The following is a 21,125-nucleotide window of genomic DNA, read 5'->3' as shown; positions in this document are numbered from 1 at the left end:
TCTCTGATGAATCACGTCACGCGCGCGGCCGACGATGGGATCATCGGGAGATGAGAACGCTGGGGATCACCGAGCTCCGCTCGCTCATCGCGGTTGCGGCGTTCGCGGGCGTGGGCCGCGCCGCCGAGGCGTTGCACCTGGCGCAGCCGACCGTGAGCGCGCACCTGCGTCAGCTCGAGTCGGAGACGGGCGTCGCTCTGGTCCGCCGGCACGGCCGCAGCATCGCCTTCACGGCCGCCGGCGAGGAGCTCGTCCGCGACGCGTACCGCCTCATCGCGCTGCACGACGAGGCGATCGACCATCTCGCGGCGTCCGAGCCGGACGCGTTCCGCGTGGCGTCCACGGACATGGCATCCGCCGCCACCCTGCACACCGTGTCCCGCGTGCTGCGGACGCTGCACCCGGACCAGCCGTCCCGATTTCGCTTCCACCGCACGGACAAGCTGCGCGAGTTCGCGCAGTCCCACGAGATGGACATCATCATCGGGCTGGGACCGCTCGGCCCGGACACGATCGCGCTCGGCGACGTGCCGGTGGCGTGGTTCGCGTCCTCCACGGTGGCCTCCGGACCCGGACTCGTCCTGTTCACCGCGCCGTGCCTGCTGCGCGAGGCGATCGTGGACTCCGCCATCGGTCGGCAGCGCGCGGTGGTGCGCGAGTGCCTGGACCTCACGAGCGTCCTCACCGCAGTGCGCAGTGGCGTCGGCATCACCGCACTCCCGGTGACGCATCGCGGCGAAAGCGGTCTGCGCGAACTGACCGACCTGCCCGCACCGCGTGATCTGCACCTGTCGATGGTGGTGTCCTCGCGCGTCCCCCGCGAGACCACCCGCACGCTCGCTCGCGAGCTGCGGGGCGAACCCGTCCGAGTCGCGGCCGGGTGAATCAGCGCTTCGCGCGCGGACGACGCCGCGGGGACGGCGGCGTCAGCATGATCGCGCCGGTGACCGGCTGCGGCAGCATGGTGCCGACCACGGCCTCGTTGTCCGGAACCAGTCCGATCGAGATCGGCATGGTGTCGGTGATCACACCGTCCGCCGGGGTGACCGGCAACTCGGCGAGCGCGCGCCGGGCGCCGATGTACGTCGGGATGAGCACGATGACCGCACCGATCCACGCGAGCGGGTTGCCGAACACGACGCCGACGTAGCCGAACAGGCCGCCCGCGATCACCGCGGCGCCGACGCGCATGATCAGCTCGATGAATCCGGTCACGGTCGGGACGAGGGTTCGTCCGAGACCCTGCAGCGCACCGCGCAGCACGAACAGCACCGCCAGGATCACGTACGTCGCGCCGTTCACGATCAGGAGCAGGTGCGCCATCTCGACGACCTCGTCCGACCCGTCGCCGACGAACAGCCGAACCATGAACGAGCCGAACGCGATCAGCAGCGCGCCGAGGACGACCGCGCCGATGACGCCCATGATGAGCGCCTGGACGACGCCGCGACGGATGCGGTCCGGGCGACCGGCGCCGTAGTTCTGCGCGACGTACATCGACACCGCGAGCCCCAGCGATTGCAGCAGGGCGACGGCGAGACCGTCCACGCGCGATCCGGTCGTGTAGGCGGCGACCGCGTCCGCACCGAGTCCGTTCAGCGCGGCCTGCACCGCCAGGGCGCCGATCGCGATGATCGAAGCCTGGAATCCCATGGGCAGACCGAGGCGCAGGTGCAGCAGGAGCTCACCGCGCGTGACCTTCCAGTCCTCGCGGCGCACGTGCAGGACCGGCAGTCGGCGACGGACGTAGACCAGGCAGAGGATCACGGACACGGCCTGCGAGATCACGGTGGCGAGGGCCGCACCGCCGACACCGCCATTCCAGATCGCGACGATCAGCAGCACGAGCACGACGTTCAGCGCGCAGGAGATCGTGAGGAACACCAGCGGCGTGCGGGAGTCGCCGATCGCGCGGATCACCGCGGAGAGGAAGTTGAACAGCATCAGCGCGGCGGTGCCGAGGAAACTGACCTGCGCGAACACGGTCGCGCCGTCCAGCAGCTCCGGCGGGGTGCCGAGGAGCTCGAGGCCGGGCCGGGCCAACAGCGGTGCCGCGATCGTGAGGACCACGCTGGTGATCAGCGAGAGGATGGCGCCGGACGCGACCGAGCGGCGCACCGCCGTCATGTCGCCGGCGCCGTACGCCTGGGCCGTCGGGATCGCGAAGCCGCTGGTCATGCCCCACGCGAATCCGAGCAGCAGGAACAGCAGGGACCCGGTCGCGCCGACCGAGCCGAGCGCGTCCACCCCGAGGGTCCGTCCCACCACGACGGCGTCGACGAACTGGTACAGCTGCTGGACCACGTTGCCGATGAGCAGCGGGACCGAGAAACGCAGGATGACGCGCCAGGCACTGCCGGTGGTCAGGGTGGTGGACATGGTGGGGGCTCCGGGACGAGGACGGCAATGACAGCGCCCCGCACATCGGCGGGGCGGGGATTCGATGTCGAGGGATGTTCGAATCGATTCGAGATTACACCGTGGTGGCTGGACATCCACCGTCCGCGCCGGGATCCGTAGACTCATCGCGACGACGCCGCGACGAAGGGACAGCCATGCGAATCGCCGTGATCGATGACACGGAGGCGCTGGCCGCCGACAGTGCGGATTGGGCCGCCCTCGATGCGGAGACCGTCTTCTTCCCGGATGCTCCCCTGCCGGCTCTGGCGGACTTCGACGTGGTCGTCGCGATGCGGGAACGAACGCGCTTCACCGCGGATGTCTTCGCCGCCCTGCCGCACCTCCGGTTGCTCGTCTCGACCGGCCTGGGCACCGCGCACATCGACATGGCCGCGGCGCGGGAGCACGGTGTGGTGGTGTGCGGCACCCCGGGCGCATCCCAACCCGCGGCGGAGATCACGATCGCACTGCTGATGGAAATGGCGCGTGGCGCCGGCGCCGAGGACGCCGCCGTGCGCGCGGGTCGGTGGGGGCATTCCGCGGGCGTGACATTGGCCGGGCGGACGCTCGGGATCATCGGGCTCGGCTCGATCGGTCGCACCGTGGCGGCGGTGGCCGAGGCCCTCGGCATGCGCGTGATCGCGTTCAGTCCTCGCCGGGGTGATGACGCACCGGCGCCGTATGTCCCTCGTGCCGAGTTCTTCGCCGCAGCCGACGTCGTCTCGGTGCACTTGAAGCTCACCCCCGAGACGCAGGGCGTCGTCACCGCCGCCGACCTCGGCCGCATGCGCCCGTCCGCGTGGTTCATCAACACCGCTCGGGCCGCGCTGGTGGAGCCGGGGGCACTCGAGTCGGCGCTCACGCAGGGACGGATCGCTCGCGCCGCGGTGGACGTGTTCCCCGAGGAGCCGCTCCCGCCTGATTCCCCGTGGCTCGCGGTGCCGAATCTGCTGCTGAGCGGCCACCGCGGCTACGTGACCGTCGACGCGTTCCGCGCGTTCTACGCCGGTGCGACGGAGGCGATCCGCGCCTTCCGGGCCGGCGCGCCGATCCGTCGCCTGGACACCTGAGCCCGCCGGTCAGGGGACGGTGACCCGCTCCGGGTCGGCGTCGGGTTCGGGCGTGCGGGGGCGCCGGATCGTGCCGCTGACGAGTGCGGCCACCACGCAGAGCACGGCCGCGGTGAACCAGGCCACCGTGTACTGCCCGGTCTGGTCGCGCACGATGCCCGCGAGCGTGGCCGCGAGCGCCGCACCGACCTGGTGGGCGGCGAACACCCACCCGAACACCAGGGGCCCGCGGTCGCCGAACAGCTCGCGACACAGCGCGATCGTCGGGGGCACCGTGGCGACCCAGTCGAGACCGTAGATCACGATGAAGACGACGAGACTGGGCTGGATCGCGGCGGAGAGCAGGCTCGGCAGCAGCATCAGGCTCACCCCGCGCAGGCCGTAGTATGCCGCGAGCAGAATACGAGGGTTGACCCGGTCCGTGAGCCACCCGGACAGGACGGTCCCGGCGATGTCGAAGATGCCCACGACCGCCAGGAGACCGGCCGCGGTGGTCTGCGGCATGCCGTGGTCGTGCGCGCTCGGGATGAAGTGAGTGCCGACGAGTCCGTTGGTCGTGGCCCCGCAGATGGCGAAGCCGATCGCGAGCGCCCAGAACGCCCGGCTGCGGCTGGCCTCGCGCAGCGCGGTCAGGGCGGTACGAGCGGCGTTGGTCTTCGGAGCCGGCGTAGTCGGCGGCTGCGCCGGGTCGGCACCGTAGGGCAGCACGCCGATGTCCGACGGGCGGTCGCGAAGCAGGAACACGACGACGGGCACGACGACGAGGGCACCCCCGGCGATGATGAGGGACGCCCACCGCCACCCCGTGGTCTCCGCGGCGGTCGCGATGATCGGGAGGAAGACGAGCTGTCCGGCGGCGCTGCCGGCGGTGAGCACGCCCGAAACCAGACCACGTCGCTTCACGAACCACGTGTCCGTGATCGTGGCGGCGAACACGAGCGCCATGGAGCCCGTCCCGAGACCGATGAGCAGGCCCCACGTGAACAGCAGCTGCCAGGCGGAACCGACCAGGACGGTCAGGGCGGACCCGGCGGCGATCAGCAGCAGCGCCGCCGTCGTGACGCGGCGCACGCCGAAGCGCTGCATCAGCGCCGCGGCGAACGGCGCGGTCAGGCCGTAGAGCAGGAGATTGACCGTGATGGCGATGCTCATCTCGGTCATCGACCAGCCGAATTCCTCGTGCAACGGGATCATCAGCACACCGGGCGCGGCCCGGAAGCCGGCCGCTCCGATCAGCGCGATGAGCGCGGCGGCCGCGACGAACCAGGCCGGGTGGATGCGCCGCGGACTCATGCGGCCACCTCGGCGACGAGCCGGAACGGTTCTCCGCCCATGCTGGGCCGGGACCAGGTGGTCGTCTCCGCGGTCAACGGCGCCGCGCAGGCCGGGCACCAGTCCGCCGTGACGGCCTCGGAACCGCACAGCGCGCACGCGATGCGCAGGCCCCACGGCCCGTCCGGGTCGGTGGCGGCGGTGAAGCGCGCGTACGCGTGCAGGATGGGCAGAGTCGCCCGCCCCGCCTCGGTCAGGTCGTAGCCACCGCCCACGCGGCGCACGACGAGCCCGTGCTCGGCGAGGGTCCGCAGCCGCCGCGCGAGCACGCTGTCCGCGGCCCCGGTGGCGTCCCGGATCTCATCGAACCCGGTGCGATGGGAGAACAACTCGCGCAGGACGAGCAGCACCCACGGGTCGGCGAGCACGTCGGCGGCGTGCGCGATGGAGCAGGTCGAGTGCGACCAGTCAGAGCGAAGTGGCATGAGCACTACTTTCTTGAAGAAAGTAGCTCCCGTCAAGTCGACATCCGGCCATCGTTCGCCGCGATCCGGCCACGTGGCTCGCTCACGCCGGACGAAGCGCGGCAGAAGCCGGCGTCCGCGTGCCGAGCGGCGCGAATGCGGCAGATGCCGCGAAGCCGATCCGGCACAACGCGCTCTGTGCCTCCGGATCCGCCACCTCGTCCGGACGTCCGGCGATGACGAGCGCGACGAAGGCCGGCCCGCGCGGCACCGCGACGGCGACGGCCGCCGATGCCAGACCACGTCGCGGATCATGCACGAAGGCGACCCAGCGCGCCCGGATGGCGGCGAAGAGCGCGTGATCGGTACCCGCCTGTGCGTCGGGTGGCCCACGGAGTTCCGTCCGGCCCGAAGCCACGCCCGCAGCCCTGACTACGGACGTCCGTGTCCACCACCTGAGCGGATTGCTGCTTCTTCCGCAATGTCCTGTTGTCAACGGTGGAGTTTCTCGCCCGCCGTGGCGGGAGCACGGCGGTGGGGTGTCTCTTTGTCGTTGAACTGTCGGCGGTATGCCGTTGGAGTCGTCGAGTAGGTTCCGATGAAGTTCTGGCGGAGGGTGACGGGGCTGACGAATCCGCATGCTTCGGCGATGCGGCTGATCGGCTGCTCCGTGGTTTCCAGTAGACGTCGTGCTTCGTCGAGCCGACGGGTGAGTAGCCACCGTGCCGGGCTTGTTCCTGTGGCCTTACGGAAACGGCGCGTGAAGTTGCGGGGGCTCATCTGTGCCCGTTGCGCGAGGTCTTCCACGGAGAGCGGCTGATCGAGACGGGTCAATGCCCAATCCGTGACAGCGCCGATGATCCCGCCTGTCGCGGTGGGAACCGGGCGTTCGATGTACTGGGCCTGCCCGCCTTCGCGATGCGGTGCGATGACCAGTCGCCGCGCCACCGTAGCGGCTGCGCTCGAACCGAGGCGGGCACGCACGAGATGCACGCAGGCATCGAGTGCCGATGCGGCGCCTGCCGAAGTGAGTACATCGCCGTGATCGATGTACAGCGCCGATGGCTCGACGTTGAGGCCTGGATACTGGATGGCAAGGTCTGCCGTGCGCACCCAGTGCGTGACCGCGCTCCGCCCATCCAGGAGCCCGGCTTGAGCGACCGCGAAGGCTCCGAGGCACAACCCGACGACCGCCGCCCCGCGATCATGGGTCCGTCGGATGAGCTCGAGGAGTTGATCATTTGCCTCCGGCAACTCGGACGGCCACGAAGGTATCACCAGCACATCGGCGCTACTGACCGACTCGCTGCCGCTCAGGGCCGCGATCTCCAGCCCGCCCTCCGTCCGAACGGGCTTGCCATCCTCACTCCACACGCACGTCTCCCAGTCAGCCAGGCCGAGGCGGGCGACCTCTCCGAAGACAGCCAACGGTATCGAGAGATGGAACATCGTGATGCCGTCGAAGGCGTAAATCGCAATCCGCACTTTGTCCTAATCTCATCGAAAGTAGTCATTAGGGCCACTCACGATCCTACTGCCCGACTCGAAAGGATCGATGACGACAGACAATCCGCACGTTTCGCAAGGAGCCGTCTCATGCCTTCACCCCGTCGCGCGCTGGTGATTATCGACGTCCAACAGGAATACTTCCACGGTCCGTTGACGATCCAGTACCCACCCCGTGAAGAGTCACTCGAGCGCATCCTTGACGCACTCGGGATTGCCGAGGAGCGCGATATTCCTGTCGTTGTCGTCCAGCACGAGAACCCTGCTGAGGCCGCCGCGTTCGCCTCTGGCTCCGCCCGTCAAGAGCTCCATCCGAAGCTGGCTGAACGACTGCGCTCTGAGCACACGCGCATCGTCAAGCGGTTCGCCAGCGCTTTCGACGGCACGACGCTGGCGAACTGGTGTCAGGAGCGTGAGGCCGACACGCTCACTCTCGTCGGATATATGACCAACAACTGCATCCTCGCCACCGCCGCAGCAGGCGGACCGCACGATCTCGCCATCGAAGTGCTCTCCGACGCGACCGGTGCGATCAACCTGAGCAACGAGATCGGCACCGCACCTGCCCGGCAGGTGCACGAGACCCTCATGACGCTGCTGCACTCCAACCTCGCGGCTGTGACCACCACCACGGCGTGGGCGAAAAACGTGCGCAACGGGATTCCTTGCGCCAAGAGCAACCTCATTTCCTCCGCCAGCTACGGGGAAAATGCAGACGCTCGGGGCTCCACAGACTGAAAGGAGCGACGCTCGCACGCGGCACATGAGCCTCATAGACCTATCGCGGTCCCGCGACGGTCAATGCACCATCGCCTCATGGTCAGCGTTGGCGCCCTCTACGGTGCGGCCAGCATCGGCCAGACGGGGGTCGTTCTCGGCTCGTCGTGCCGTTGCGTGGGCTGCCCATCCGGGGAGCGCCTCGATGGTGTGGGGCGGTTCAGCATCTCAACTGTCGCGTACCTGCGCCCCCACGGCGCGGGTACGCTCGGTCGCGGCGCGCTGCTCGGCGCGGGCCTTGCATCCCCAGAACCGCCCACCAGTGGCGAGCTGTGCGCTGGGACGCGTGCGCTCGTCATCTTGGGGGGTCGCGGAGTTCAGCGGACGCCCGCACCTTGCGCCGTTGGTCGAAACCCTGATCGCCGCCCGACGCGCCACGGAGCTGGGCAACCGCCTGGCGGAGTGCTATTCGTTCTGCGTTTCTGGTTTCTTCGTCTTGAGTGCGTCGACCAGTGCTTCGAGGCCTCGACGCATATCGCCCCAGGGCGCGGAGGGAACTAGCTCACCGATCTCGCGAATCCAGTCGTCGTGGACGTCTGCCAGCCGGCCCAGGACGTCATCACCTGCTGGTGTCGTCAGGAGCCGCTTTGACCTCCGGTGGCGGGGGTTGTCCTGGTAGCAGGCGAACCCTTCCTCGACGAGCTGGTCTGCTACCCGCTGAACGCTCTGGCGTTGCAAGCGTAATCGACGGGCGATGTCGGGAACGGTGGCGCCCGACCCGGCTGTCTGAAGAACCATCCGGCGTGCATGGGTCTGCCCCACCGATGCTGCCATGCGTTCGCCTTCGTCGCGGAGTAGACGATTGGCCTCCCATATGGCGTGCAGCGTTGCGTCGATGTCCTGCTCCATGCTCCTCCGATTGACAGGATACTGTCATGCTGCGTTAGTCTCTAGATATGACAGCATGCTACCAATCCCTGTCGGGCGTTCTGCCCGATCTCGACTGGGCGGCAGGCGAGTTGCGCACTCGGCTGCGCGCGTCGCGGCTTCCCGCCACCGCGTCCCTGGTCGACGGCGACTACGGTCCGAGCCACCTCGTCGTTGCTGAGGCAGTGACGCGATGGATTGACTGGCTCGAACCAACGGAGCGCGCCGCGGGAGTCGAGTCGCACGCGATGGTACAAGTCGACGGTATTGACCTGCATGTCTTGCGCATTTCGGGTGAGGGTGTTCTCCCGCTGCTGCTTGTTCATGGCTGGCCGACATCGTTTCTGATGTTCCATCGCGTCATCGGCGGGCTGCGCGCGGTGTGTTCTGAGCTGGTACTGGTCTCGATGCCGGGCTTCGGCACATCCCCGTTGCCGCGAGCCTCCTGGTCTGCTTTGGACTCTTCCAAGCTGCTGCTGAAGATGATGGAAGCGCTCGAATTCGACCTCTTTGCGGTGCACGGCGAGGACTGGGGCTCCGTGGTCGCCCGCGCCATGGGCACCCTCGCCCCGGATCGAGTCGCTGGTGTACATGTCAGCGCCGGGCTCCACGGGTTTCTCGCGGATGGCACGGATGAGGACCAAGCATGGCGCGACTTACAGCGCTATGCGATGAACGGTAGCGCCTACCTCCGTCTCCAGGCAGAGCGGCCGGACTCGCTAGCATTCGCTCTCGCTGACTCACCGGTAGGAATTCTCGCGTGGCAACTCGACAAGTACAGCCTGTGGCAGGCCGCGCTCGGAACCGATTTCGGCATAGAAGACGACTTCATCTTCGCCAATGCCACCCTGTACTGGCTCACCAACAGCGCGGCCACCAGTATGCGGCTGTTCGCGACGAGCAGGCCGGACGCAACTCCTGTCTTCTCGCCGGTGCCTACTGCCGTGAGCAGGTTCGGCGTGACCGACTTCGCTTCGCACGCCGTCTCGGAACGGTACAACAACCTCGTCGGGTGGTATGAGCACGGCACCGGCGGACACATGGCCGCACTCGACTCGCCGACAGAACTGGTCAACGACCTCAGCGTTTTCATGCAGCGGATAACGCAGTTAGGAGCACACTCGTGAATACCCCCGGCTCTATCGTTCTTGTCGGTGGCGGCGGACTCGGACCCTGGGCATGGAGCCGGGTCACTCCGCTGCTCCAGCAACGTGGGCTGACCGTTGTCACGCCGCAACTGCGTGCTACCGGCGACGACGAGACTCCTCCTGCCTCCGTCACGCTCTCCGACTGGATTGATGACCTCGCCATCGAGGTGAGCTGTCTGGATGACGCCACCCTCGTGGCGCACTCCTTCGCCGGATATGTTGCGGCCGGAGCGCTGAGCCGGATCGCCCAGCATCTGCGCTCGGTGATCTTTCTCGACGCGGTGCTCCCGCAGCCCGGCGCATCTTGGTTCGATGTCATGGGTGCGCAAACCGAGAGCTTCATGCGCAGCATCGCTCGCGACGGCACAACGCCCTGGTTCACGCGCGATCAGCTCGACCAGATGTACCCACGCAACGGAATCACCGATCGGGATCTCGCGTGGCTCGATGAGCATGTGACCCCGCAACCGATCGGCACCTACGCCGAGCCCGCGATCGAGCAGCCCATCCAGACCCTCGCAACAGGCGTGCGCCTGCACTACGTGAAGTGCCTGCGTACGCGTCCTCCCGTCGCACCGGACACGAGCAGCAGCACCGGGTGGACGATGAGCACGATCGATAGCTCCCACTGGCCAATGATCACCGCACCCGAGGACGTGGCGCGACAGATCATCGAGGTGGTCGAGAACCCATGAACTACGTCGCACTGTTCCGAAACCTCAGCCTCGGGCACCAAGGGAGTCGCACCACGACGGCGCTCGTAGACGCTTTCGGCGGCCCTTCTGCCGCGAACTGCTCCCAGCCTTACGGATCGCAGGAGTTCTTCCGCTCCTACGTCTTCCCGAACACCGGCTACGGCCAGCCCACCCGCACGGCTCCGACGGGGATCAGGCGCAGTACTCCTGCGTCGGGAACCGCACTGTCAACGAGTCTCTCGAGGCGCAGTCGCACGACATCCGTGACGCGATCTGGAACACGGGCGGCAAAAAGAAGTGACCCCGGGGTGCGCGTCCGAAGGTCGGACGCCCACCCGCACGTTCAGCCCGATGTCCCGCGCAGGCGGGCGGCCTGCCGGGCGAGGTGGTCCTGCTCCGCGAGGTTCGTCGCGCGGGCGGCGGCATCGGCGTACTCCTCGGCCGCGAGCGCGGTCTCGCCGGTGCGTTCATGGAAGTACGCCGCGACGGCCGTGCGGCGCGGGACATCCGTCGCAACGGTCGCGAGGGCGGCGAGTCCGGCCTGCGGACCGTCGGCCCGACCGACCGCCACCGCGCGGTTCAGGTGCGCGACGGGCGTCGGCGCGAGAGCCAGGAGGTCGTCGTACCAGGCCACGATCTGAGGCCAGTCCGTCTCGGCGGCCGTGGCGGCGTCGGCATGCAGGGCGGCGATCGCCGCTTCCACCTGGAACGGGCCCCGTCGCTGCCGGCCGAGCGCCCGCTGCAGCAGGTGCACCCCCTCAGCGATGAGGGCCCGGTCCCACCGCGAGCGATCCTGCTCGTCCAGGGGAATCAGCCGGCCGTGCTCGTCGGAGCGGGCGCGGCGGCGGGCGTGGTGCAGGAGCATGAGCGCGAGCAGCCCGGAGACCTCGGGCTCGTTCAGCAGCGTGCGCAACTGTCGCGTGATGCGGATCGCCTCCTGCGCCAGGTCCACCGATCCGGAATGCCCGACGGTGAACATCAGGTAGAGCACGCGCAGCACGGTAGCCACATCGCCCGGTTCGTCCAGCCGGACACCGGCGATCCGCTGCTTCGCCCGGCTGATGCGCTGAGCCATCGTCGATTCCGGCACGAGGTACGCGTCGGCGATCTCGCGCGTGGTGAGTCCGGCGACGGTCCGCAGCGTGAGGGCCACCGCGGAGGTCGACGTCAGTGTCGGATGCGCGCACAGGAAGTAGAGCCACAGGGTGTCGTCCCGCTCGGACACCTCCCCCGCCGCGGGCGCGTCCGCGTCCCGTGCTTCGCGAGCCCCGCGGGCGGTGGCGCTGCGGACCTCGTCGAGGAACTTCCGCCAGGCGGCGGTCACCAGCCAGGCCCGCAGGTCTCGCGGCACTGTGGGGCTCTCGAGAGCGGCGACGAGGGCGGATTGCACGGCGTCCTCGGCCGACGCGAAATCGGCGCCGCGCCGGACGAGGATCGCCACGACGACCGGGATCTGCGCACGCAGGGTCCGGAGGTCGTCGGCGTCGAGGGTCACAGGTCGGCCGGCGGGGCGTCCATCACCTCGCGCAGCTCCAGCCATTCGCCGAGCGGACGTCCGCCGGCGGCGGGGGCGGCGGACAGCTCCCCGGCGAGTTCGAGGGCCCGCTCGTACGATTCCACGTCCACCAGCATCCAGCCGGCGATGAGGTCCTTCGTCTCCGCGAACGGCCCGTCCGTGATCGGCGGCTTGCCTTCGCCGTCGTAGCGGACCCACACTCCGTCCATCGCCAGGCCCTCGCTGGAGACGAGCTCTCCGGTGCTGAGCAGGCGACGCTCCATGTCCTGCATGTACGCCACGTGCGCGGCGAACTCCGCCGGCGACCACTGCGTCATGGGCACGTCGTTCAGGGGCGCGCGACCTCCGCGGTAGTGCTTGAGCATCAGGTACTTCGGCATGGTGACTCCTTCTGTCCGACGCGGCCGTTCTCGCCGCGTTCCTCAGGGTGACGGAGCCGATCCCGCATTCTCGACATCGGCCCCAGAAATTCTTCCGGACGTTCTCACTCGCCGGGGGAATGCGTGTGAATCCGCTCCCCGGACACGCTGAAGATGCTGATGGTCGCGATGGGCGCGGGGTCGATGGCCGGTGGAGCGGTGAACGCGTTCTTGGTCCGGAGCATATGCCCACGCAACACCGCGCCGGGTGAAGTGGAGGGATGACGTCCACCTCACGCAACACCTCACCCGTCGCGGTGCGGCTCTGGGTCGCGATCGTCGCGGCCATCGCCGTCCTCGCACTCACCCTCTCTCCGTGGTGGATCGTCACGCCGGCACGCGAAGCGTTCATGGAACTGCTCCACGCTGCCCCGGGTTCGGTCGCCGCGCCCCTGAGCTACGCCGAAGTGGAGAGCGGCCTCAACGCCCTGATGTTCGTCCCGCTGGGCGTCGCGTTGGCCGTGCTCGTGGGTCGGCGCTGGTGGATCCTCGCGCCGGTCCTGGCGTTCGCGCTGTCGTTCACGGTGGAGAATCTGCAGGCCCGGATTCCGGGCCGCGTACCGGATGTTCAGGACATCCTCTGGAACACGGTGGGCGGCACGGTCGGGGCGCTCGTGGTCATGCTCGTCAGAGGACTGCGGCAGCGTCGCGCGACTCAGCGCGCGGGGTGAGCCGGCAGGGTCACCCGGACCTGCAACCCGCCGGCGGCCGGCGCCGCCAAGTCGAGAACGCCGCCGTGCGCGCGGACGATCGACGCCACGATCGCGAGCCCGAGTCCGGCCCCGTCCATGCCGCCGCGTCGCACCCTGCCGCCGCCGCGAACGAAGGGCTCGGTGAGTGTCGCCAGGTGCGCCGGGGCCAGGATCGGACCGCTGTTCGTCACGGACAGTTCGCCACCCCCCGACGTCATGCGGGTGGACACCCGGACCACGCCGCCCTCGTGGTTGTGCGTGACGGCGTTGCGGGCGAGGTTGCCGACGAGGCGCTCCACCAGCCGGCGATCGCCCGCGATCACGGCCGACTCCCCCGAACGATCGAGGCTGATGCCGCGCGCGTCCGCGTCCACGTGGATGTCATCGAACGCGTCCGCGGCGACGGCGGCAAGGTCCACGGGCGCGAAGGACAGCGCCACACCGTGCTCCACCCGGGACAGGACCAGGAGTGATTCGATGATGTCCGCGGCGCGGTCATTCGTCGCGCCGATGCGCGCGAGCACCGTGTCGATATCGCGGTGGTCCGGGTCGGCCTGCGCGACCTCCACCATCGTGCGGATGATCGCGGTCGGCGTGCGCAGTTCATGCGAGGCGTTCGCAGCGAAGCGGCGCTCGGTGTCGATCACACGCTGTACGCGCGTCACCATCTCATCGAACACGTCGGCGAGTTCGGTGAATTCGTCGCGCGGACCGGGCAGAGCGATCCGCTCGTCGAGCATTCCGTCCCGAACGCGGCGGGTGACCTCCGTGATCCGACCGAGCGGGCGCAGCACGACGCCGGCGAGCACCCACCCGCCGACGAGTCCGAAGACGACCAGTCCCGCGGTCGCCCACCACGCGTATCGCACGAACACGTCCATGAGGTTCGACCGGTTCGGCGCCCAGGCACCGCTGTCGGCGAAGATGGCCCCTTCGGGCACGAAACGCAGGAGCAGCAGCCCGACCGCGAACATCGCGATCCCCGCGACGACGACGAGCCCGGCATAGCTCAGGGTCAGTTTGAGGCGGACGGACAGCCGCCCATGCCGAGGCGCCGGCGCCGGGCGCGTCACGGGGACTCCGCATCGGTCGGCTCGGCGATCCGGTACCCCACACCGGGGACGGTCGCGATCACCCACGGTTCCCCGAGGCGCTTGCGCAGCGTCGAGATGGTGATCCGCACGGCGTTCGTGAACGGGTCCGCGTTCTCATCCCATGCCCGCTCGAGGAGGTCCTCGGCGCTGACGATTCCGCCGCGGCTGCCCAGCAGGACTGCCAGCACGGCGAACTGCTTCCGGGTCAGCTCGATGTCCCGACCGTCGCGGGAGACCTCGCGACGGAACGGATCCAGCCGGATGCCCGCGAATTCGAGGACCGGGGGCGCGCTCACCGCGGAGCGCCGCTCAAGCGCCCGTAACCGCAGCACGAGCTCGCGCAGCGCGAACGGTTTGGTGAGGTAGTCGTCGGCTCCGCTGGCGAATCCGGATTCCTTGTCATCCAGTCGATCCGCAGCGGTGAGCATGAGAACTCGGGGACTCTGCGAAGCGCTTGCGAGTCGCCGCGCGATCTCATCGCCGTTGGGCCCCGGAATATCGCGATCCAGGATGACGACGTCGTAGCGATTGACCGCCAGCTGGAACAGGGCCGTGTCCCCGTCGCCGGCGATGTCGGCCGCGATCGACTCCAGTCTCAGCCCGTCCCGGACGGCCTCGGCCAGGAAGAGCTCGTCCTCGACGATCAGCACGCGCATACGTGTCAGCGTACGGCCGCGTGCGTATCGCCGACGTATCGGGCGATCGTCACCCGCTGAGCCCGGCGACCTGAGCGTAGAGCGCTCGCGCGGCGGCGTACCGGGAGTCATCGTCGGTCTGACCCAGCACCACCACGAACGCGCGCCGGGGCGTGCCGTCGGCGCCGGTCAGATCGCGAGCGGAGAGCAGGTTGTAGCCGTCGAGCGTGCCCGTTTTGATGCCGAGGGCCCCGGGGTCAGCGAGCAGGTCGTTCGTGTTCTCCACCTGTCCGGCGCCGGGCAGATCAACGGACTGCTTCACGACGATCTCCGCCACGACCGGGTTCGCCAGGGCCAGACGTCCGACCTCGATCAGGGCGGCCGGTGTCGCGGTGTTGCGCGGATCGAAACCCGTCGGCTCGACCATCGTCACGCCGGACACGTCGTGCCGGTCGAGGAAGTCCGCCGCAGCGGCGACGAACGCGTCGTCGGACCCCCAGATGTCCTGCACCAGCAGGTCGGCGTAGTTGCAGGCCGAACCGATCAGCATGCCCTCCAGCAATTCATACTGCGTCAGGCTGCCGCCCACCGGGACCGGGAGCGCCGACTTCCCGCTGTCCATCGCCGCTTCATAGTTCCGCTCGTCGTCCTGGGTGATCCGGAACGAGTCCCCCGACTCTCCGAGTTCGAGCGGTCGGGCCTCCAGGATCATCAGCGCAGTGATGACCTTGGAGATGCTGGCCATCGGCAGCGGTTCATCGCTGCTGGTGAGGATCGGACCGTCCTCGATCGCGACCGCGGCCTCTCCCTGCGCCGGCCAGGTGATCGTGTCGAGTTCCACGGACACCGGCGCGGTACCCCCACTGGACCCACGACCGGTGCCCGCCTCGGCCGTGCCGATCGCCGTCGTCCACATCGCCAGCAGCCCGATCGTGGCGAGCAGTGCCACGAAGGTCATGACGAGAAACGCGAGTCGCGATCGCTCCGTCCGATGTTGGATCCCCATGGAAGCCAGTGTGCCGACGTCCCCGTATCGCGGGCGTATCGTCCGCCACCGCCCCAGGGGTGCGACTTACCCCTTCACTCCCCCGCTGCCGAGCCCCGTCTGCCAGTACCGCTGCAGGAACAGGAACGCGATGATCAGCGGCAGGATCGACACCATCGACCCGGTGATCACGGTCGAGAACAGCACCTCGGCTCCACCGCCGGCGGTCGCCGACGCCTGCCAGGACGCCAACCCCACCGTGACCGGGAAGAGCTCAGGGCTGTTGAGCATGATCAGCGGCAGGAAGTAGTTGTTCCAGGTCGACACGAGAGTGAACAGCAGCACGGTGACGATTCCGGGCGCGAGCAGACGCAACGCGACCGTGAAGAACACCCGGAACTCGCTCGCACCATCGATCCGCGCCGCCTCCAGCAGGCTGTCATCGACCGCGTCAGCGGCGTACACGCGCATCAGGTAGACGCCGAACGGACTCACGAGCGACGGCAGCACGATGGCCCACGGGGTATCGGCGAGGTTCCACGCGCTGAACAGCAGGAACGTCGGAATGGCGAGCGCCGTCAGCGGCACCATCACCGCACCGAGGATCACGCTGAACACGAGCGCGCGTCCGCGGAAGGTGTACTTCGCCAGCGCATAGCCGCACGCCGTCGCCAGGGCCGCAGCCCCCACGGCCGCACCCACGGAGTACAGCAGAGTGTTCAGCAACCAGATGCCGTAGGCGCCGTTGTTCTGCGTGAACACGCGGGCGATGTTGTCGAAGAGAGCGAACGACTTCCCGGGAGCGAATCCGAACGTCGTGAAGAGATCGGCGTTCGTCTTGGTCGAGGCCACGGCCAGCCACACCAGCGGCAACAGGAAGTAGGCGAGCGACGCCCACACCGCCACGGTCAGCACGGTGCTGCGCCGCTGAGCGCGCTCGATCACCTTCCGCCGCGGCGGAGTGCGAGGCGACACTGGGGACGTGTTGACGGATTCCACGATGGCGGTCATCGGACCCTCTCCTTCCGCGCACCGACGGTCTGCACCACGTACGACGCGATCATGACGATGAACCCGAGCAGGAACGCGATAGCGGCCGCGTAACTGACGTCCTGCTGTGTGAACGCCACGTTGTAGGCATAGAGGTTGGGGGTGAAGTCGTTGCCGATGGCCGTCGGGGCGACCTTCGCCAGCAGCGCGGGCTCGTTGAACAGCTGGAACGATCCGATCACGGAGAACACCACCGTGAGCAGGATCGCGTTGCGGATGGCGGGGATCTTGATGCTCCACGCGATGCGCAGCTGCCCCGCGCCGTCGATCTCGGCGGCGTCGTACAGGTCGGTCGGCACGGCCTTGAGCGCCGAGTACATGATGATCATGTTGTAGCCGATGAACTCCCACGCGACGATGTTCATCATCGCGCCGAGGATGTTCTGCGACGACAGCAGGTCGGGGGACGGCAGTGACAGCGCGTGGGCGAGCTGGGCGAGTGGTCCGAAATCCTTGCCGTACAGATAGCCCCACATGAGAGTCGCGACCACGCTCGGCACCGCGTACGGGACGAAGACCGCGATGCGGACGAATCGCGCACCGCGCAGCCGTCCGCTGTCCAGCGCCAGGGCCAGCAGCAGGGCGACCGCGATCATGATCGGCACCTGCACGCAGAGGAAGATCACCGATCGTCCGACGCCGGCCCAGAAACTCGGATCGCCCATCGCTCGGAGGTAGTTCGCGATGCCGGCGAAACTCGTGCCGCCGACGAGGGTGGTGGTGAACAGGCTCTGCCACAACGCGTAGCCGAGCGGCACGATCAGCATCGCGATGAACACGACGATGAACGGCGCGGACAGCATCCACGCGGCCCGGGTCTGCGGGCGGTGCAGTGAGGACTTCCGCACGGCGACCACGGGGGATGGCGCCTTGAGAACGGTCATGGATGACTCTCTCGTCAGATCGGTGGATGGGATGCCGGTGGCGGGCTGGGTCATCTGGGGAGATACCCGCCACCGGCGGTCGGGGGGGTGTGACGGTCACTTCACGGTGAAGCCCTGCTGCTTGGCGTAGGTCTCGACGGCCTGGTCCCACTTCGTCAGGGCACCCACCATGTCGCCACCGTTGACGATCGCGTCGCCGACGGTCTCGGTGTAGCTCGATGCGACGTACTCCATGAACGGCGGCCAGGTGAAGTCGGGGTCCACGGTCGCGGAGATGTCAGCGAAGACCTTGTTGACCTGCTGCCCGCCGAAGAAGTCCACCTTCTGGTCGGCGAACGCGGGCGCCGTCAGTGCGTGCGTCGTCGTCGGGAACAGCGACTGCTTGCTGGTGAGCATGGCCGTGGACTCGCTGTCGGTGTTGAGGAACTTCGCCAGTTCGTACGCGGCGATCTTGTGCTCGCTCGTCGCGATCACCGCCGTCGATGACCCACCCCAGTTGCCCGAGGCGTGCTCCCCCGCCTTCCACTGCGGAAGCTCCGCGGCTCGCCACTTCCCTGCGGTGTCCTTCACGGTGCCGGAGAGGAAGACCGGCGCCCAGGCAGCCGTGAGCCAGGTGCCGTACTTGCCCTTGGCCAGACCCTGGTACCAGTTGTCATTCCAGCCGGCGTCGGTCGAGACGGCGCCCGACTTGATCAGGTCCTGCCAGTAGCCCATGACCTTCTTCGCGGCGGCGGAGTCGAGGTCGATCGACACGGTCTTGTCGCCGTCAAAGGTGAAGGGCTTCGCCCCGGCCTGCCAGAACAGGCCCAGCATCTGATCCGACGCGTCGCCGGGGATGTTCGTCAGGTACTGACCGGTCTTCTCGTGGTAGGTCTTGGCGGTGGTGGCGAACTCATCCCAGGTGGCGGGCACGTCCTTGATGCCCGCCGCGGTGAAGAGGTCCTCGCGGTAGAGCGTGCCCATGGGTCCGGAGTCCTGCGGAACCGCCCAGATTCCGTCCTTCGTGCTGACCTGCCCCCACACCCACGGCACGAACTGGTCCTTGAGGTCGGCGGCGCCGTACGGGGTGAGATCGGCCAGACCACCGGTCTGGCGGAACCCAGGCAGGAAGGCGTACTCGATGTGAGCGACGTCCGGGGCGCCCTTGCCCGCCGTGAGGGCGCTGCGCAGCTTCGGATACTGGGTGGTGCCGTTGGAGGTGTTGACGAGCTTCACCTTGATCGCCGGATATTTCGCCTCGAACAGGTCGATCTCGTCCTGCAGGTCGGGGAGCCAGGACCACATGGTGAGGGTGGTCGGGGTCTTCATCGCCTTGTCGATGTCCGCCTGCGAGACGGGACCGTCTTTGGTCGCCGGCGTGGTGGTGCCGGACGTCGCGCAACCGCTGAACGCGAGTGCCGCGGTCACGCAGACCGAGGTCAGGACGAGCAGTCGTCGTGCTGTGGTGTTCATTCTTTCTCCTGGTGTGGACGAGGTGTTGCCACTTCGGGGTCGACGCTCGCGAAGAGGATGACAGATCGCGGGCCGAGGGGGAAGGTGAATCCGGCGGCGACAGCGTCGCCGGATTCGAGGTGCCGCACGTCGTGCGGCAGGGTGAGCGTGGCGGCTTCGCCCGACCAGTTATGGACGAAGAAGATGCGCTCGGACCCGCGGGATCCCGACATCACCGACACAGCGTCGGACACCGACCACCGACCGGCGATCGGGTCCGGCACCAGCCAGCGAGCGAGGCTGCGGGCCAGGGGGGCATTGGGGACGGTGGCGACGTAGGTGATGCGTCCTGCGCCGTGGGCGCACGTGGTCACGGCCGAGTGGGCTCCGAGCTCGTTCCGAGCGAAGGCGACGAGTGTCTCGGCGTCGTCGACGTTCAGCACGTCGGCCCACAGCTCGCCCGCCGAGCCGGCTTCGAGGTCGATGGTTCCCGACACCGGCCACGGAGCGTCGAGGTTGGTGTACTCGTCGTACCAGACGCCCGCGGCGGCGGCGAGCCGCGCGGGAGCGACCTCGGCACGCGAGCGGGCGAGGCCGTCCGCGTATCCGGTGCGCACCCCGAGTACGAGGTGGCCGCCGGCGTGGGCGTACGCGCGAAGTGCGTCGAGCTCGCCATCGCAGGCGACGTATTCGGCCACGGCGACGAGCACCGGATAGCGGCGTGCCGTCGCGACCGGGTCGGCGTCCACGAATTGGCGGGCGTGCTGGAAGCGCACCTGCGCACCGGTCTCGACGAGCCCGCGGTAGAACGGGTCGACCGCGCGGCGGTAGCTCGTCGGGTCGGCCTCACCTCGGGCATCCGCGAACGGGGGATACTCCTCCCACAGCCACGCGGTTTCAGTGGAGTGAAGCATCAGCACGTCGGCGTCGGGCTCGAGGGCGTCCAGTCGGTCACCGAGCGAGCGCAGTTCGGCACCGAGGTGCGCGATCTCGTAGTAGACCCGTCCCGGGCGACGGCTGTGCGGCAGCACCCCACCCCAGTGGGCCTCCAGACCGTGGTGCGTCGTCTGCCAGTGCCAGTACTCGATCATCCGAGCGCCGCGCGCGATGAGCGCGAACGCGGCCTGACGCAGTTGGCCGGGGTACGGCGGGTGGTTCTGCCAGGCCTGGCCGATGCTCTGCGCGTTGGTCTCGGTCACGAGGAATCGTTGCTGGGCGGACGAGTAGGCCCGGTCACCCCACTTGAACAGGGCCCACGGCCCCGTGTGCCACCACTCCTCGGTGCGGGGCAGCTCGCGCTCGGCGGTGAGTCCCTCCTGCATGAGGTAGTAGGGGTTGCCCGCCGTGATGTCGAGGTCGGCGACGAGCAGGTCATCGGCGATCTGCGGACGCGGGTAGGAGATGCACGTGGTGACGAACTGATCGTCGCGGGCGTACTCACGCACGATCTCCGCCAGCCAGCTCACCAGGTCGGTGGCGAGTGCGGCTTGGAACCGACGCCATTCGATGGTGTACTGCGGCATCTTGTTGCCGTCCGGTCGCCACAGCTGCGTCCATTCGGTGATGCGGTGCGACCAGTACACCAACCCCCAGTCATCGTTGAGGGCCTGGACCGAGCCGTAGCGGTCGCGCAGCCAGTCGATGAACCTGGCGAAGGTGCTGTCGTTGTGGACGAGCTGGTCGCCCGGCTCGTTGTCGACCTGGAAGCCGATCACGGCCGGGTGATCGGCGTAGCGACCCACGACCTGGCGCGTGACGCGTTCGGCGAACCAGCGGTATGCGGGGTGCGACTGGTCGGCCTCCTGTCGCGAGCCCCACCCGACGGCTGACCCGTCGCGCCGGCGCAGCGCGATCTCGGGGTGCAGCACCTGAAGCCACGGCGGGACCGCGTAGGTCGGCGTCCCGAGGATCACCGCGATACCGCGTTCGTGCGCCGCGTCGAGCACCGGAGCCAGCCACTCGAGGTCGAAGACGCCATTGCGCGGCTCCCACGTCGACCACACCGACTCGCCCACGCGGATCACCGAGAACCCCGCCTGGACCATGAGGTCGAGGTCTTCGACGTACGAGCGCGTCGGCTGGTACTCGGGGTAATAGGCGGCACCGAACTTGATGTCGGTGAACCCGGGATTGCGTGTCATCGGTGACCTCTGGGTTGCGGGCGTCGGAATGTTCATCGGCAAATGTTGTCGACAACATTCTGCGATGAAGGAAAAGTAG

The 21,125-nt window shown here is 68.3% G+C and carries 21 protein-coding genes; 6 read left to right on the top strand and 15 right to left on the bottom strand.

Going from position 1 to position 21,125, the window contains the following annotated elements; translation table 11 throughout:
- Positions 1-50: 50 nt before the first annotated feature.
- A complete protein-coding gene (locus BN1193_RS16570) occupies positions 51-884 on the top strand; it encodes a LysR family transcriptional regulator (RefSeq protein WP_052460898.1) in 834 nt (277 codons plus the stop codon).
- Position 885: 1 nt separating this feature from the next.
- On the opposite strand, the gene BN1193_RS16565 is transcribed toward BN1193_RS16570, so the two are convergent.
- Positions 886-2,379, bottom strand: coding sequence for an MATE family efflux transporter (locus tag BN1193_RS16565; RefSeq protein WP_052460897.1), 1,494 nt, complete (start codon positions 2,377-2,379; stop codon positions 886-888).
- A gap of 176 nt (positions 2,380-2,555) precedes the next feature.
- Here BN1193_RS16565 and BN1193_RS16560 point away from each other — a divergent pair, with 176 nt between their 5' ends.
- Positions 2,556-3,470 carry a D-2-hydroxyacid dehydrogenase family protein gene (locus tag BN1193_RS16560; RefSeq protein ID WP_040168057.1) on the top strand — a complete coding sequence of 305 codons (915 nt, stop codon included), beginning with the start codon at positions 2,556-2,558 and terminating at the stop codon, positions 3,468-3,470.
- Positions 3,471-3,479: 9 nt separating this feature from the next.
- On the opposite strand, the gene BN1193_RS16555 is transcribed toward BN1193_RS16560, so the two are convergent.
- From BN1193_RS16555 to BN1193_RS16540, 4 genes are all read right to left on the bottom strand, one after another.
- The gene (locus BN1193_RS16555; RefSeq protein ID WP_052460896.1) at positions 3,480-4,763 is read right to left on the bottom strand and encodes an MFS transporter; all 1,284 of its coding nucleotides are present in this window, start codon (positions 4,761-4,763) and stop codon (positions 3,480-3,482) included.
- On the bottom strand, positions 4,760-5,227 hold the full coding sequence (locus tag BN1193_RS16550; protein WP_040168056.1) for a winged helix-turn-helix transcriptional regulator: 468 nt from the start codon (positions 5,225-5,227) through the stop codon (positions 4,760-4,762). The genes BN1193_RS16555 and BN1193_RS16550 overlap by 4 nt, the downstream gene beginning before the upstream one ends.
- An 82-nt stretch (positions 5,228-5,309) precedes the next feature.
- Positions 5,310-5,624 carry a hypothetical protein gene (locus tag BN1193_RS16545; RefSeq protein WP_040168055.1) on the bottom strand — a complete coding sequence of 105 codons (315 nt, stop codon included), beginning with the start codon at positions 5,622-5,624 and terminating at the stop codon, positions 5,310-5,312.
- 74 nt (positions 5,625-5,698) lie between these two features.
- On the bottom strand, positions 5,699-6,691 hold the full coding sequence (locus BN1193_RS16540; RefSeq protein ID WP_040168054.1) for a GlxA family transcriptional regulator: 993 nt from the start codon (positions 6,689-6,691) through the stop codon (positions 5,699-5,701).
- A 111-nt stretch (positions 6,692-6,802) separates the two neighbouring features.
- Between BN1193_RS16540 and BN1193_RS16535 the strand changes: the two genes are divergently transcribed.
- Positions 6,803-7,450, top strand: coding sequence for an isochorismatase family protein (locus BN1193_RS16535; protein WP_040168053.1), 648 nt, complete (start codon positions 6,803-6,805; stop codon positions 7,448-7,450).
- A gap of 444 nt (positions 7,451-7,894) precedes the next feature.
- On the opposite strand, the gene BN1193_RS16530 is transcribed toward BN1193_RS16535, so the two are convergent.
- Positions 7,895-8,338, bottom strand: a complete 444-nt coding sequence (locus BN1193_RS16530; RefSeq protein ID WP_052460895.1) for a MarR family winged helix-turn-helix transcriptional regulator — start codon at positions 8,336-8,338, stop codon at positions 7,895-7,897.
- 47 nt (positions 8,339-8,385) lie between these two features.
- Between BN1193_RS16530 and BN1193_RS16525 the strand changes: the two genes are divergently transcribed.
- Both BN1193_RS16525 and BN1193_RS16520 read left to right on the top strand, forming a co-directional pair.
- Positions 8,386-9,483: an epoxide hydrolase gene (locus BN1193_RS16525; RefSeq protein ID WP_052460894.1), complete on the top strand. Its 1,098-nt coding sequence runs from the start codon at positions 8,386-8,388 to the stop codon at positions 9,481-9,483.
- The gene (locus BN1193_RS16520) at positions 9,480-10,199 is read left to right on the top strand and encodes an alpha/beta fold hydrolase (protein ID WP_094770589.1); all 720 of its coding nucleotides are present in this window, start codon (positions 9,480-9,482) and stop codon (positions 10,197-10,199) included. The genes BN1193_RS16525 and BN1193_RS16520 overlap by 4 nt, the downstream gene beginning before the upstream one ends.
- A 343-nt stretch (positions 10,200-10,542) precedes the next feature.
- On the opposite strand, the gene BN1193_RS16510 is transcribed toward BN1193_RS16520, so the two are convergent.
- Both BN1193_RS16510 and BN1193_RS16505 read right to left on the bottom strand, forming a co-directional pair.
- Entirely contained in the window at positions 10,543-11,694 is a 1,152-nt protein-coding gene (locus BN1193_RS16510; RefSeq protein WP_230206534.1) for an RNA polymerase sigma factor, read from the bottom strand.
- The gene (locus tag BN1193_RS16505; RefSeq protein ID WP_040168051.1) at positions 11,691-12,095 is read right to left on the bottom strand and encodes a YciI family protein; all 405 of its coding nucleotides are present in this window, start codon (positions 12,093-12,095) and stop codon (positions 11,691-11,693) included. Before BN1193_RS16505 ends, BN1193_RS16510 begins: the two co-directional genes overlap by 4 nt.
- Before the next feature lie 260 nt (positions 12,096-12,355).
- Here BN1193_RS16505 and BN1193_RS16500 point away from each other — a divergent pair, with 260 nt between their 5' ends.
- Positions 12,356-12,805, top strand: a complete 450-nt coding sequence (locus tag BN1193_RS16500) for a VanZ family protein (protein ID WP_040168050.1) — start codon at positions 12,356-12,358, stop codon at positions 12,803-12,805.
- Here BN1193_RS16500 and BN1193_RS16495 read toward each other — a convergent pair.
- From BN1193_RS16495 to BN1193_RS16465, 7 genes are all read right to left on the bottom strand, one after another.
- The gene (locus tag BN1193_RS16495; protein ID WP_230206533.1) at positions 12,790-13,899 is read right to left on the bottom strand and encodes a sensor histidine kinase; all 1,110 of its coding nucleotides are present in this window, start codon (positions 13,897-13,899) and stop codon (positions 12,790-12,792) included. The two genes, BN1193_RS16500 and BN1193_RS16495, sit on opposite strands and share 16 nt — an antisense overlap.
- Positions 13,896-14,576, bottom strand: coding sequence for a response regulator transcription factor (locus tag BN1193_RS16490; protein WP_040168048.1), 681 nt, complete (start codon positions 14,574-14,576; stop codon positions 13,896-13,898). The genes BN1193_RS16495 and BN1193_RS16490 overlap by 4 nt, the downstream gene beginning before the upstream one ends.
- 49 nt (positions 14,577-14,625) lie before the next feature.
- Positions 14,626-15,513, bottom strand: a complete 888-nt coding sequence (locus tag BN1193_RS16485) for a D-alanyl-D-alanine carboxypeptidase family protein (protein ID WP_052460893.1) — start codon at positions 15,511-15,513, stop codon at positions 14,626-14,628.
- A gap of 114 nt (positions 15,514-15,627) precedes the next feature.
- Positions 15,628-16,542, bottom strand: a complete 915-nt coding sequence (locus tag BN1193_RS16480; RefSeq protein ID WP_407662123.1) for a carbohydrate ABC transporter permease — start codon at positions 16,540-16,542, stop codon at positions 15,628-15,630.
- Positions 16,543-16,547: 5 nt separating this feature from the next.
- Entirely contained in the window at positions 16,548-17,474 is a 927-nt protein-coding gene (locus tag BN1193_RS16475) for a carbohydrate ABC transporter permease (RefSeq protein ID WP_040168044.1), read from the bottom strand.
- A 96-nt stretch (positions 17,475-17,570) separates the two neighbouring features.
- Positions 17,571-18,926, bottom strand: a complete 1,356-nt coding sequence (locus BN1193_RS16470; protein ID WP_040168042.1) for an ABC transporter substrate-binding protein — start codon at positions 18,924-18,926, stop codon at positions 17,571-17,573.
- Positions 18,923-21,046, bottom strand: coding sequence for a beta-galactosidase (locus BN1193_RS16465; RefSeq protein WP_040168039.1), 2,124 nt, complete (start codon positions 21,044-21,046; stop codon positions 18,923-18,925). The genes BN1193_RS16470 and BN1193_RS16465 overlap by 4 nt, the downstream gene beginning before the upstream one ends.
- Positions 21,047-21,125 lie beyond the last annotated feature (79 nt).

Source organism: Microbacterium gorillae, from assembly GCF_000826185.2.
Taxonomy (GTDB): domain Bacteria; phylum Actinomycetota; class Actinomycetes; order Actinomycetales; family Microbacteriaceae; genus Microbacterium; species Microbacterium gorillae.
The sequence above is the reverse complement of the archived record's forward strand: the minus strand, read 5'-3'. Positions and strand labels throughout refer to the sequence as shown.